11 protein-coding genes and 1 pseudogene are annotated in these 12,492 nt (G+C 65.0%); 9 read left to right on the forward strand and 3 right to left on the reverse strand.

The genetic code is table 11. From position 1 onward, the window contains the following. Window positions 1-15: 15 nt before the first annotated feature. The gene (locus ACPFMA_RS09870; protein ID WP_425930081.1) at window positions 16-1,638 is read right to left on the reverse strand and encodes an acyl-CoA synthetase; all 1,623 of its coding nucleotides are present in this window, start codon (window positions 1,636-1,638) and stop codon (window positions 16-18) included. Window positions 1,639-1,795: 157 nt separating this feature from the next. Between ACPFMA_RS09870 and ACPFMA_RS09875 the strand changes: the two genes are divergently transcribed. Further along, window positions 1,796-3,592, forward strand: a complete 1,797-nt coding sequence (locus tag ACPFMA_RS09875) for a PAS domain S-box protein (protein WP_420059478.1) — start codon at window positions 1,796-1,798, stop codon at window positions 3,590-3,592. Between the two features lie 14 nt (window positions 3,593-3,606). Next, window positions 3,607-4,233, forward strand: a complete 627-nt coding sequence (locus tag ACPFMA_RS09880) for a response regulator transcription factor (RefSeq protein ID WP_064302891.1) — start codon at window positions 3,607-3,609, stop codon at window positions 4,231-4,233. A gap of 95 nt (window positions 4,234-4,328) precedes the next feature. Here ACPFMA_RS09880 and ACPFMA_RS09885 read toward each other — a convergent pair whose 3' ends face one another. Beyond that, window positions 4,329-4,649, reverse strand: a complete 321-nt coding sequence (locus ACPFMA_RS09885; protein WP_009401066.1) for a DUF883 family protein — start codon at window positions 4,647-4,649, stop codon at window positions 4,329-4,331. Window positions 4,650-4,782: 133 nt separating this feature from the next. On the opposite strand from ACPFMA_RS09885, the gene ACPFMA_RS09890 reads away from it, so the two are divergent. Then, window positions 4,783-5,049: a hypothetical protein gene (locus tag ACPFMA_RS09890; protein ID WP_009401064.1), complete on the forward strand. Its 267-nt coding sequence runs from the start codon at window positions 4,783-4,785 to the stop codon at window positions 5,047-5,049. Window positions 5,050-5,052: 3 nt separating this feature from the next. On the opposite strand, the gene ACPFMA_RS09895 is transcribed toward ACPFMA_RS09890, so the two are convergent. Next, window positions 5,053-5,511, reverse strand: coding sequence for an LEA type 2 family protein (locus ACPFMA_RS09895; RefSeq protein WP_420059477.1), 459 nt, complete (start codon window positions 5,509-5,511; stop codon window positions 5,053-5,055). A 133-nt stretch (window positions 5,512-5,644) separates the two neighbouring features. Here ACPFMA_RS09895 and ACPFMA_RS09900 point away from each other — a divergent pair. The 6 genes and pseudogenes from ACPFMA_RS09900 to zapE form a co-directional block, all read left to right on the forward strand. Beyond that, window positions 5,645-6,151 (forward strand): annotated as a pseudogene (locus ACPFMA_RS09900) (RNA polymerase sigma factor); the annotation flags it as partial. A 4-nt stretch (window positions 6,152-6,155) separates the two neighbouring features. Then, entirely contained in the window at window positions 6,156-7,034 is an 879-nt protein-coding gene (locus tag ACPFMA_RS09905; protein ID WP_420059476.1) for a FecR family protein, read from the forward strand. A 123-nt stretch (window positions 7,035-7,157) separates the two neighbouring features. Further along, window positions 7,158-9,590: a TonB-dependent receptor gene (locus ACPFMA_RS09910; RefSeq protein WP_425930589.1), complete on the forward strand. Its 2,433-nt coding sequence runs from the start codon at window positions 7,158-7,160 to the stop codon at window positions 9,588-9,590. A gap of 165 nt (window positions 9,591-9,755) precedes the next feature. Then, window positions 9,756-10,037: a hypothetical protein gene (locus tag ACPFMA_RS09915; RefSeq protein WP_051032708.1), complete on the forward strand. Its 282-nt coding sequence runs from the start codon at window positions 9,756-9,758 to the stop codon at window positions 10,035-10,037. A gap of 25 nt (window positions 10,038-10,062) precedes the next feature. Then, a complete protein-coding gene (locus ACPFMA_RS09920; RefSeq protein ID WP_425930082.1) occupies window positions 10,063-11,211 on the forward strand; it encodes a PQQ-dependent sugar dehydrogenase in 1,149 nt (382 codons plus the stop codon). A 168-nt stretch (window positions 11,212-11,379) separates the two neighbouring features. Then, the gene (gene zapE / locus ACPFMA_RS09925) at window positions 11,380-12,486 is read left to right on the forward strand and encodes a cell division protein ZapE (protein WP_425930083.1); all 1,107 of its coding nucleotides are present in this window, start codon (window positions 11,380-11,382) and stop codon (window positions 12,484-12,486) included. The last annotated feature ends 6 nt before the right edge of the window (window positions 12,487-12,492 follow it).

The following is a 12,492-nucleotide window of genomic DNA, read 5'->3' on the forward strand; positions in this document are numbered from 1 at the left end:
AAAAGGAGGGACGGATCAGAGCGCCTTGGCCCAGTCGCGCAACAGGTACTTCTGGATCTTGCCGGTGGAGGTCTTCGGCAGGTCGCGGAAGATCACCGTCTTCGGCAGCTTGAAGCCGGCCAGGTGTACGCGGCAGAAGGCGATGATCTCGGCCTCGCGGGTGTCCTCGAAGCCGGGCTTGAGGCTGATCCAGGCGCAGGGCGTCTCGCCCCATTTCTCGTCCGGCCGGGCGACCACGGCGGCCTCGAGCACGGCGGGATGGCGGTATAGCGTGTCCTCCACTTCGATGGTGGAAATGTTCTCGCCGCCGGAAATGATGATGTCCTTGAGTCGGTCCTTGATCTCGACATAGCCGTCCGGATGGCAGACCGCCAGGTCGCCGGTATGGAACCAGCCGCCACGGAAGGCTTCGGCAGTGGCTTCGGGGTTCTTCAGGTAGCCCTTCATCACCGTGTTGCCGCGCATGAAGATCTCGCCCAGGGTGTTGCCGTCCCGTGCCACGGGTTCGAGGGTCTGCGGGTCGGCGACCATCAGGCCTTCGAGGGTGGCGTAGCGCACGCCTTGACGCGATTTGATCCGCGCCCGTTCCTGCAACGGCTTTTCATCCCACTCGGCGTGCCAGGCGCAGACCGTCACGGGGCCGTAGACCTCGGTCAATCCATACACGTGGGTGACCTTGATGCCCATTTCCTCCACCGCGCCAATGACCTTGGCCGGTGGCGCCGCGCCGGCGACCATGGCGTTGACCGGATGGTCGATGGCCGCCTTGGCCGAGTCGGGCATGTTGATCAGCGCATTGAGTACGATGGGCGCACCGCACAGGTGGCTGACCTGGTGTTCGCGGATCAGGGTGAGGATCTTCTGCGGATCCACCCGGCGCAGGAACACATGGGTTCCGGCCAGGGCGGTGACGGTCCAGGGATAGCACCAGCCGTTGCAGTGGAACATCGGCAGGGTCCACAGGTACACCGGATGATTGCCCATGGCCCAGGTCATCTGGTTGCCCAGCGAGTTCAGGTAGGCGCCGCGGTGGTGATAGACCACGCCCTTGGGGTTGCCCGTGGTGCCGGAGGTGTAGTTCAGCGAAATCGCTTGCCACTCGTCCTCGGGCCACTGCCAGGCGAACTGCGGGTCGCCCTCGGCCAGGAAGGCCTCGTAGTCCAGCTCGCTGACCGCGCAGCCTTCGCCGTACTCGGGATCGTCCACATCCACCACCAGCGGCGGGTGTTCCATCAACTGCAGGGCGGCGGCGATGACCTTGTGGAATTCGCGGTCGGTAATCAGCACCCTGGCTTCACCATGTTCCAGCATGAAGGCAATGGCTTCGGCGTCGAGGCGCACGTTGAGGGCGTTGAGCACGGCGCCGATCATCGGCACGCCGAAATGCGCTTCGAGCATCGCCGGGATATTCGGCAGCATCACCGCCACCGTATCGCCCCGGCCGATGCCGCGGCCGGCCAGGGCGCTGGCCAGGCGTCGGCAGCGCTGGTAGGTTTCCTGCCAGTTGCGCCGGATCGAACCGTGGATCACCGCCGGGTAGTCGCCGTACACGGCAGCGGTGCGTTCGATGAAGCTCAGGGGAGTAAGGGCGACATGGTTGACAGGCGCGGGCTGCAGGCCCTCGGAGAAGATCGACATAGAAAGCGATGTCCTGTTGGCTGATTGTTAGCTCTGATCAGGGTTCTGGAGCGGGGTGACCGTTCCGTTGCGTTGATTTTTACGCTGTTCGCCATGTTACTTGGAAGATAGACTATAGCAATATGGTACAAATACTATAAAAAGCGGAGTCCTCCTTGTGACGCTCATTCCTTCGGCCTTGCTCGATAACGATCCGCAACCCTCGCTGCTGCTCGACGCCAACGCCGTGTTGCGCGCCGCCAACCCGGCCATGCGCGACGAGCTCAATGGCTGGCCGCCGCAAAGCCTGTCGGTGCTGCTGCCGGCCAACCATGCCGCGCTGGTCCGCGCCTGCCTGGGTCAACAGCGGGCGATTGCCGAGGTCGAGAGCCTGGCCGGCGAGCGCATTCTGCTATGGACCTTCATCCCTGCCGGCGCCGATCAGGTGGTTGCGCGGTGCCGTGACGCCACCGGCGAGCGTCGCGCCGAGCGCGAGGCGGCCCAGGCCCGGCGCCTGTACCGGCTGATTACCGAGAACACCACCGACCTGATTTCCCGGCACACCCCCGACGGCAGTTTCCTCGATGCCTCGCCGGCCTCGTACCGCCTGCTCGGCTACTGGCCGGAGGAACTGCGCGGGGTCAAGGTGCAGGCCCTGCTACATCCCCAGGATCGCCGCCAACACCTTATCCAGGCCTCGACTGCGCTCGAGCGCGATGGCTACCAGACCATGACCTGCCGCGTACGCCATCGCGACGGCCGCGACCTTTGGTTCGAGATCGCCAGCCGTGCCATTCGCGAGACCTATACCGGTGCGGTGGTGGAGATCGTCAGTGTCTCGCGGGATATCACCGTGCGTATCGAAGCCCAGGAAAACCGCCGGCGCCTGGCCGAAGTGGTGGAGGCCAATACCGACCTGGTGCTGTTCACCGATCCTGACGGGCGCCTGACCTACCTCAACCGCTCGGCGCGCCGGGCCCTGGGCCTGACCGCCGTGGAGGACGCACCTCGCCTGGGCGAACTGCTCGACGCCGAGGCTTGCCAGCGCCTCGATCACGAGGGCTGGCTGCGTGCCGAACGCGAGGGCGTCTGGCAATGCGAAGCGCGGCTGGCGCCCTACGACGGGACTGCGGCGTTTCCGGTGTCGCTGGTGTTGCTTGCGCATACGGCGGCCGGCGGCGAACGTTACTACTCGCTGGTGGCCCGCGACATGACCGAGCGCGAACTGCGCGAGACCCAGCAGCGCCGCCACCAGGATGAACTGGCCCACACCGCGCGCCTGGTGACCCTCGGCGAACTGGCCTCGGGCATTGCCCACGAAATCAACCAGCCGCTGGCCGCCGTGCTCAACTACGCCGCCGCCAGCCAACGTTACCTGCACGCCCTGGAGCGTGATCCGCAGGCTGCCGGCCGGGTTGCCCAGGGTTTGCAGCGGATCAGCGAACAGGCGACCCATGCCGCCGAAGTGATCAAGCGCCTGCGTGCCTTCCTGCGCAAGGAACCGCGGCGCCTGCAGGCGCTGTCGGTGGCCGGGGTGGCGCGCGAGGCGGTGCGCCTGTGTGCCTGGGAGGCGACGCAGGCGCAGGTGACGATCGAGCAGCGAATGGCGGACAATCTGCCGCCGGTGTACGCCGACCGCGTGCTGCTGGAGCAGGTCCTGCTCAATCTGCTGCGCAACGCCATCGACGCCAACCGCGAGCATCAGCCGGGGCAGCCGTCGCGGATCGTGCTGCGTGGCGAGCAGGAGGGCGCGCGCCTGCTGGTCCAGGTAATCGACCAGGGGCCGGGCGTGGCGCCGGAGCAACTGGACGGCATCTTCACCCCCTTTACCACCAGCAAGCCGGAAGGACTGGGCCTTGGCCTGAGCATGAGCCGCAGTATCGTCGAAGGTTTCGGCGGCACGCTCTCGGCCAGCCCGGGGGAGGGCGGGGGACTGATTCTGAGCTGTCGGCTGGCGCCGGCGGCAAGCGCTTGAACAAGGGGACTTTGATGCAGGATCCGAAGGTCTATGTGGTCGACGACGACCAGGGCATGCTCGATTCAACGGTGTGGCTGCTGGAGTCGGTGGGCCTGGTGGCCCTGCCATTCACCAGCGGCCAGGCCTTTCTCGATGCCTGTGAGGGCGACTTGCCGGCATGCGTGCTGCTCGATGTGCGCATGCCCGGCATGGGCGGCCTGAGTGTGCAGGAAGCGTTGCGGGCAAAGGGGATCGACCTGCCGGTGATCTTCGTCAGTGGTCACGCCGATGTGCCGATCGTGGTCAGGGCTTTCAAGGCCGGGGCCTGCGACTTCATCGAAAAGCCGTACAACGACCAGATGCTTTTGGACAGCGTCCAGGATGCCTTGGGGCGTTCGTCGCAGATCCAGGTCGGCAGCCGCCAGCGCGACGCGGTGCAGGCACGGATCGACAGCCTCACGCCGCGCGAGCGCGATGTGTTCGTGCCGCTGGTCAAGGGTTACACCAACCGGGAGATTGCCGAGCAACTGGAGGTCAGCGTCAAGACCGTCGATCTGTACCGCTCGCGGGTCATGAAGCGCATGCAGGCCGAGCACCTGCCGGAGCTGGTGGGGATGGCGATTGCCTGTGGTGTCGTCGAGCCGTTGAATCTCCGTTGACCCCATCGCCGGCAACGCCGGCTCCCACAAGAATCTGCGGCGCCGCCGAACCCTGTGGGAGCTGGCTTGCCAGCGATGAGACTAAAGATTCCGGATCAGGAACGACGCCCCAGCAACAACCCCACTACCAATCCGAACCCCGCCGAAATCGCCACCGTCTGCCACGGATGCCCGCCAATGTACTGCTCGGTGGCGTCCACCACCGGCTTGGCCCTGTCACGCACGTTACCCACCGCCTGGCCGGCCTGTTTCAACTTGAGCTGCAACTGGGCACGCAGGGTCTCGGCTTCCTCGCCGACCAGCGAGGCGCTGTCGTTGAGCAGCTTCTCCGACTCCTGGATCAGTGCCTGCAATTCGCTGAACGCCTGGTCCTTGATCTGCTCGCTTTCGGTGTGCTGGGTGGTTTTCCTGGCCATTGCGCTTCCTCGGTCAAATCATACGTCGATGTGTGATGGACGCCCGCCGGTACGGAAAAGTTGCACCGGTTTGCAGGGCATCGGCGGCTACAGTGTAAGATAGCGCCCATTTTCAAGCGGCAGGAATTACCCCATGAGTTTCAATCTGGCCAACAAGAGTTTCGCCGAGCGGGCCGAGATCGAAGACGAAAAAGCCCGGCTGTTCGAGCTATGGCAGACCAACCTGGCCAAGGCCAAGGGCGAAGCCGTCCGCCTGATCGGCGAGAAGCCGCGGCGCAAGGGCAAATGGGCGGAGTGGGTGCGGGCTGAGCTGGATGCCATGTCGCCGCCGGAATACGCCAACATGGTGCGCGGCGAGGTCAACAAGCTGATGGCGGCGGCCAGCGCCAGCAAGGCCTGAGCGTCAGCGCGGCAGCTCGAAGGTGCCGCGGTCCTTGAAGCGCATGGTGCCGAAGGCTCCCCCGGCGAGCTTGCCATTGACCTCGTAGGGCATGCCGTCGAGGCTGCTCATCTGGCTCAGGCCCACGGCCTGGCGCAATACCGAAAACGCGGTGATGCTTACCGGCACCACCAGCACCTGTTCGCTGAAGCGGCCAATGCTGCCGTGCTGGTCGCTGACGCCGGCAGCCAGCGGCTGGCCATTGACCTCCAGGTTCAGGGCCACGCCATTGAAGTCGATGGCCGTCTCGTTGGGGTTCTGCACCCGCAATTTCACCGCCATGCGCAACTCCAGGTCCTGGCCGGGCAGGGGGTCGATACCGATCACGCTGATGTTCACCGGATCCCGCCCCTGGAACAGCGCACAGGCTGACAGGGCGAGGATCAGGCTCAGGCCGGTGAGATGGCGCAACAGGCGAGACATGGCGATTGCTCCGGGAACAGGTTGCCCCGGAGTGTGGCAAATGCACGGCGGCGTTGAAAGTCGTACATGACTTGAAAGATAATCCTTCTCATTAAAGTTCATGTCCTACTTTCCACGGCGATCTTTCCCACTCATGCTGACGTCCCCCGCTTCAGGGCTGCTGGCCAGTTTCCAGGAGCATTACGATGATCTCCTGCTGTTCCTGACCCGGCGCATGAACGACCGCCAGCGCGCGGCCGACGTGGCCCAGGAGACATGGCTCAAGCTGGTGAAGATCGATGAGCAGGACGTGCCGGTAGTGCACGCCCGCAGCTTCATTTTCCGGGTCGCCGGCAACCTGGCCATCGACACCCTGCGCCGCGAGCAGCGCCAGGAAAGCAACCTCGGCGACAGCGATGTGGCGGGGCAGATGGTCTGCCCGGGGCCGGCGCCGGAGGCCACGCTGCTGGCCCGGGAGCGCCTGGCCATCCTCGACGAAGCCCTGCTGCAACTCTCCGACAATGCCCGCCAGGCGTTGCTGTTGAACCGTGTCGAGGGCCTGACCCAGGCGCAGATCGCAAAACGGCTGGGCGTATCCGAAAGCATGGTGGCAAAATACATCGGCCAGGCCCTGCGCCATTGCCGCGACTGGCTCAAGCACAACCATGACTGACGCGCGCATGCCTTCCGAACCCCAGCCCATCCTCGACCTTTCAGATGCTGCCATCGATTGGCAGGTGCTGTTGCATTCGGGCACTGCCAGTGCCGCCGACCGGTCCCGCTACCAGCGCTGGCGCGAACTCAGCGCCGAACATCTGGCCGCCGCCGAGGAGGCCGAGGCACTGTGGGGCGATATCGGCCACACCGAAGCTGCCGCCAGATTGCCCATCGCGCCGCGCCGCAGCCGTCGCTGGGGCTCGGCCATCGCCGCTTCGCTGGTGCTGGCGCTGGTGGGCTACGGTGGCTGGCAACAAGCACCGGCACTGCTGGCCGACTACCACACCAGCACGGGTGAGCGCCGCACCGTCACCCTGGAAGACGGCTCGCGGGTCACCCTCAACAGCGCCAGCGCGTTTTCGGTGAAGTACACCGACGACCGGCGCCTGGTGTCGTTGCGCGAAGGCGAGGCGCTGTTCGAGCCGGCGCAGGATCCGCGGCCGTTCGTGGTCGATAGCGGCGACGAACGGGTGCAGGGCAGTGGTGCGGTGTTCAGCGTGCGTCGCCAGGGCCACGCCGCCAGTGTGGTGGTGGCCCGTGGCGAGGCGCGGGTCGGCGAGCGCTTGCTCGCGGCGAGCCCCGATGCCCAGGCGCAAACTGCCTGGCAACGCGGCAAGCTGATCTTCAACGGCCGCCCGCTACGGGAAGTGATCGCCGAGCTGGAGCGCTACCAGCACGGGCGCATCCTGATTTCCGATAATCAGCTCGGTGCCTTGCCGGTCAGCGGCGTGTTCGATCTCGATGATCCTCACGGCCTGCTGCGCACCCTCGAACAACGCTATGAGCTGAAGGTCACCTATCTGCCGTGGCTGGCCGTGCTGTACTGATCCGGGCACCGAAAATTTTTTTCGAAAGTCACTGCAAGTTCTGCAAGGCCGAATCGTCGTAGTGAGACTGATCAGCAACTCATTCTCATTTACGTATTCGTCTGGAAGAAAACAGTGAAAGGTCTGTCCCCGTCCTCAGCACGTTCCACCCGTTCCTTCAAACTGGCCCTGCTGGCCTCGGCCGTGGCCGCCGGCCTCTGGGGCACCTTCGCCGCCCATGCCGCCGAAGCCGTGAACCCTGCACAGACCAGCGCCGCCCAGGCACGCCAGGTCAGCCTCGACCTGCCGGCGCAGAGCCTCGACCAGACCTTGACCCAATTCGCCGACCAGGCCGGGCTGCACCTGCTGTTCACCACCAGCGACGTCGCCGGCCTGGACAGCCCGGGCCTGCGCGGCAGCTACAGCATCGAGCAGGCGCTGCAACAACTGCTTGCCGGCAGCGGCATGAGCTGGCAGTTCAGCGATACGAACACGGTGATCCTGCGCAAGGCCGAGCCCCAGGCCAGCATCGCCCTCAAGGCGATCGAGGTCAGCGTGGCCTCGCGTACCAGCACCTCGATCAGCGAGATTCCCGGCACCGTCTGGGTGGTCGACCAGGAGCAGCTCAAGGAGCAGATCAGCAGCGGTGTCAGTCTCAAGGAAGCCATTGGCAAGCTGGTCCCGGGCCTTGACCTGGCGCCGGAAGGGCGGACCAACTACGGCCAGAACATGCGCGGGCGCAATGTCCTGGTGATGATCGACGGGGTCAGCCAGAACAGCTCCCGTGGCCTGTCGCGCCAGTTCGACAGCATCTCGCCGTTCAACGTCCAGCGCGTCGAAGTGCTGTCCGGCGCCAGCGCTATCTACGGCGGCGGTGCCACCGGCGGGATCATCAACATCGTTACCAAGAAGGGCGAAGAGGGCCCGGCGCGTTTCGAAACCCAGATCGGGGCCAGCAGCGGCTTCAACAACAGTGACGACCTGTCGACGCGCATTGCCCAATCGGTCAGTGGCGGCAACGAGCGCATCAATGCCCGCCTGGGGGTGTCCGCCGAGCAGAACGAAGCCTTCTACGACGGCGCCGGCGAGCAGATCTTCATCGATAACACCCAGACCGACCTGCAATACAACCGCACCATCGACGTGCTGGGCAGCCTGGGCATGCAGTTCAACGATGAACAGAGCCTCGACCTGCTGGCGCAGTACTACGACTCCGGCAACCACGGCAGCACCGGGATCTACTTTCCGCACCTGAACTACAACGCACCGTCGGATCTGGAAGACGCCGAACTGCGCAGCGGCCTGTCCAGCGACCTCGAACCGCAAACCCGGCGCCTGCTGCTCAACGCCAACTACCACCATGCCGATGTGCTCGGCCAGGACTTCTACCTGCAGGCCTCGTACCGCAAGGAAGACGACAATTTCTACCCGTTTCCCTACTACAACAGCGGTACGCCCCGGGGCTCGCGCGGCGTGTACTTCGCTGCCTCGCAGCAGAACTTCGAGGTTTCCAGCCTGAAGGCGCTGTTTGCCAAGCAGTGGGATACCCTCAAGCTCACCTATGGCGTCGACCTCGATCGCGAGCGTTTCAATGCCGAGCAGAGCACCTTCGATGCGCGCACCTCGTCCAGCAGTGGTGGCCTCGAACTGGAAACCGCGAGCAAGGCGCCGCGCTACCCGAGCTACCGGGTCGACGGCCTGTCTGCCTACGCGCAACTGGACTGGCACCTGACCGACAACCTGACCCTGTCCGGCGGCGCACGACGCCAGCAGATGGACGTGGATGTCGGTGACTTCAAGGGCATTCCCGGTGGCAGCAACGACTATCAGGTCAACCTGTACAACCTGGGGGCGATCTACGACTTCAAGAACGGGCATCAAGTCTGGACCAACTACGGCGAAGGTTTCGACCTGCCGGACCCGGCCAAGTACTACGGCAAGGCTGGCCTGAGCGTCGATGACAACCCGCTGGCCGGGATCAAGAGCCGCCAGGTCGAAATGGGCTGGCGCTATGCCGATGTGGACTGGGATGCCCAGGCGGCGGTCTATTACATCTGGTCGGACAAGGTCATCAGCACCGACTCGGCGACCCTGACCATCAACGTCGAAGACAAGAAAAGCCGTGACTTCGGCTTCGAAGGCGCGCTGACCCGACGCTTCGACAGCGGCTGGGAAGCCGGCAGCACCCTGCACCTGGTGCGTTCCGAGGAGGAAGACACTGACGGCGACTGGATCAAGCGCGATGCCCGCTATGCCTCGCTGTCCAAGTCCACCGCCTTCGTCGGCTGGAAGGGCGACGGGCGCAACGCGCGGCTGCAGGCCAACCACGCCTTCACCCTCGAGGACGATGCCGACCATAAGATTTCCGGCTACACCACCTTCGACCTGCTGGGTAGCCAGGAGACCGGTTTCGGCACCTTCAGCGCCGGCATCCAGAACCTGCTGGACAAGCAATACAGCACCGTCTGGGGCCAGCGCGCGACGCTGTTCTACTCGCCGACCTATGGCCCGGCCTACCTGTATGACTACCAGGGACGCGGCCGCACCTACACCCTGACCTGGTCGCTGGCCTACTGAGGCCAGTGCTGCTGCGGGGCCGCCAGGGCAATGCTTCCCTCGTAACAAAATGAATCACCTGCGCCGGCCCCGGCGCTTTCCGGGCGAACCTCTCGCACCTTAGGCTATCCAACCTTCGGAGATGCCCAATTGCGGGAGGTGCCCATGTCACGCCGACCTTTGCCGATGCTGTTCGCTGCCGTCCTTGCCGCTTGCGCCGCGGGGGCGGTATTGGCAGCGAGCGAAAACAACCCGCACAACAGTCCCATCCGCGACATCAACCCCAATAGCCAGCAGGGCAGCGTGCCCGCCACGCCGCCGCTGCGCGGCCCGTCCACCCAGCCGCCATCCCGCCCGCCAACCCTGGAGAACCGGGGCATCGGCAATGGCGACAACCTGCGTCGCGAGCAACAGGCGCCACGCCTGGAGCCCATCCGCCCACCCCGCGATTCACAACGTGCACCGTGATCGCGCCCCCAGAAAGGAAGCCCGCATGACCTCACGATCCTGGCTGCTCGCCTTCGGTACTGCCGCACTCTTGCCACTTCTGGCCCAGGCCGCGCCTGAACGAACCTTCCCCAGCGAGGAGGGCACGCTCAAGGTGGCGACCCTGGCCGAGGGCCTGAAACACCCCTGGGCCCTGGCGTTTCTTCCGGACAATCAGCGCATCCTGGTCACCGAGCGCCAGGGCAACCTGCGGGTGATCGGCCCTGAGGGCCGGGTGGGTGCGCCATTGAATGGCGTGCCCGAGGTCTGGGCCAAGGGCCAGGGCGGCCTGCTCGACGTGGTGCTGTCGCCGACGTTCAACAAGGACCGCCTGGTCTATCTGTCGTTTGCCGAGGGCGGTGGCGAGGGCGGCAAGGCCGGCACGGCGGTCGGGCGTGGGCGGCTTTCCGGCGACCTGTCGAGCCTGGAGGATTTCAACGTGATCTTCCGCCAGGAGCCGAAGCTGTCCAGCGGCAATCACTTCGGCTCGCGGCTGGTGTTCGACCGCGAGGGTCATCTGTTCATCGCCCTGGGCGAAAACAACGAGCGACCGACCGCCCAGGACCTCGACAAGCTGCAGGGCAAGGTGGTGCGCATCCTGCCCGATGGCGAGATTCCCAAGGACAACCCTTTCGTCGGGCAGAAAAACGTGCAACCGGCGATCTGGTCCTACGGCCACCGCAACCAGCAGGGCGCGGCGCTCAACCCCTGGACCGGGCAACTCTGGACCCACGAGCATGGTCCCCGTGGTGGTGACGAGATCAATATTCCCAAGCCCGGCAAGAACTACGGCTGGCCGCTGGCGACCCATGGCATCAATTATTCGCTGATGCCCATTCCCGAGGCCAAGGGCAAGGAGGTGAAGGGCACGGTAGCGCCTCACCACGTCTGGGAGAAATCCCCGGGCATCAGTGGCATGGCGTTCTATGATGGCGGTCGCTTCAAACCCTGGGACCACAACCTGTTCATCGGTGCCCTGGCCACCCAGGAAGTGATCAGGCTGCAGCTCGATGGCGACAGGATCGTCCATGAAGAGCGCATGCTCGGGCAGTTGGACGCCCGGGTGCGGGATGTCCGGGTAGGGCCGGACGGGTTCCTCTACCTGCTGACCGATGAGGAGGATGGGCAACTGTTGAAGGTGGGGCTGGCCGAATAAGCCGCCATTACGCGGCCCCTGTGGGAGCGGGTTCACCCGCGATTACTTCAGTGAATCCACAACAGTAATCCCGGGTGAACCCGCCCACAGGGACCGCGCCGGCTTCAAAATCCACATACAAATAATGGCTTACTGATATACCCTGTGCCCTTTTGTCCGAGGGTCAGCATGTCCCACACCCCCTTGGCCCTGTACCGCCAGGCCATCGAGCAGCAGGGCTTCATTCCCGACCCTGCCCAGCAGGCCGCCGTGCAAGCCCTGCAAAACTGCTTTGATGCCGTGCAGCGCGGCGAACCGGCCCGGGGCGTGTACCTCTGGGGCCCGGTCGGTCGCGGCAAGACCTGGCTGATGGACCAGTTCCATGGTTGCCTGACGATTCCCGCGCGCCGCCAGCATTTCCATCACTTCATGCGCTGGACCCACCAGCGCCTGTTCCAGCTCAACGGCACTGCCGACCCGCTCAAGGCCCTGGCCCAAGGCCTCGCCGAAGAGATCCGCGTGCTGTGTTTCGACGAGCTGTTCGTCAACGATATCGGTGATGCGATCATTCTCGGTCGTCTGTTCCAAGTGCTGTTCGAGTCCGGGGTAGTGGTGGTCGCTACCTCCAACCTGCCGCCACGCGAGCTCTACGCCGACGGCTTCAACCGCGAGCGCTTCCTCCCGGCCATCGCCGCGATCGAGGCGTCGATGCAGGTGGTGGCAGTCCAGGGTGAGCAGGATCATCGCCTGCACCCCGGTGTCGGCCAGCAGCGCTACTGGGTACGCCAGGCCGGCCAGCCCTGCGCGCTGGAGCAGGTGTTCAACGAGTTGAGCGGCGGCGCCCCGGCCACTGATGCGGACCTGCCCGTCGGCTACCGCACCGTCCAGGTGATCCGCCGCAGCGCCAGGGTACTCTGGTGCGATTACCTGCATCTGTGTGAGCAGCCCCTGGCCGCCATGGAGTTCATGGCCCTGTGCGAAACGTTCGACGCCATTCTGCTCAGCGGCGTGCCGGCGCTCGGTGCGGCGCAGCGCCCGGGCAGGATCGCCCGGGGCACCGAGGATGGTGCCGAGCGGGTGGTGGCCGGCGAGCGGGAGCTGCCGCAACTGTCACCGCAGGACAACGGCGCACGGCGTTTCATCGCTCTGGTCGATGAATGCTACGACCAGCGCGTGGCCCTTTACCTGGAGGCCGACGTTCCCCTGGAAGCGCTCTACACTCAAGGCTACCTGGAGTTCCCGTTCCGACGGACACTCAGCCGTCTGCGGGAGATGCAGCTGCAACGCTTCCACTGAGGACGT

Origin of the sequence: Pseudomonas sp. NyZ201 (assembly GCF_049860765.1) — a bacterium.
Lineage (GTDB): Bacteria > Pseudomonadota > Gammaproteobacteria > Pseudomonadales > Pseudomonadaceae > Aquipseudomonas > Aquipseudomonas bharatica.

What these genes read in the sequence shown, in the direction of transcription:
- ACPFMA_RS09870 (WP_425930081.1), bottom strand. Translation starts at nt 1,638, where the DNA reads ATGTCGATCTTCTCCGAGGGCCTGCAGCCCGCGCCTGTCAACCATGTC.
- ACPFMA_RS09880 (WP_064302891.1), top strand. Translation starts at nt 3,607, where the DNA reads ATGCAGGATCCGAAGGTCTATGTGGTCGACGACGACCAGGGCATGCTC.
- ACPFMA_RS09885 (WP_009401066.1), bottom strand. Translation starts at nt 4,649, where the DNA reads ATGGCCAGGAAAACCACCCAGCACACCGAAAGCGAGCAGATCAAGGAC.
- ACPFMA_RS09890 (WP_009401064.1), top strand. Translation starts at nt 4,783, where the DNA reads ATGAGTTTCAATCTGGCCAACAAGAGTTTCGCCGAGCGGGCCGAGATC.
- ACPFMA_RS09895 (WP_420059477.1), bottom strand. Translation starts at nt 5,511, where the DNA reads ATGTCTCGCCTGTTGCGCCATCTCACCGGCCTGAGCCTGATCCTCGCC.
- ACPFMA_RS09905 (WP_420059476.1), top strand. Translation starts at nt 6,156, where the DNA reads ATGACTGACGCGCGCATGCCTTCCGAACCCCAGCCCATCCTCGACCTT.
- ACPFMA_RS09915 (WP_051032708.1), top strand. Translation starts at nt 9,756, where the DNA reads ATGCTGTTCGCTGCCGTCCTTGCCGCTTGCGCCGCGGGGGCGGTATTG.
- ACPFMA_RS09920 (WP_425930082.1), top strand. Translation starts at nt 10,063, where the DNA reads ATGACCTCACGATCCTGGCTGCTCGCCTTCGGTACTGCCGCACTCTTG.
- zapE (WP_425930083.1), top strand. Translation starts at nt 11,380, where the DNA reads ATGTCCCACACCCCCTTGGCCCTGTACCGCCAGGCCATCGAGCAGCAG.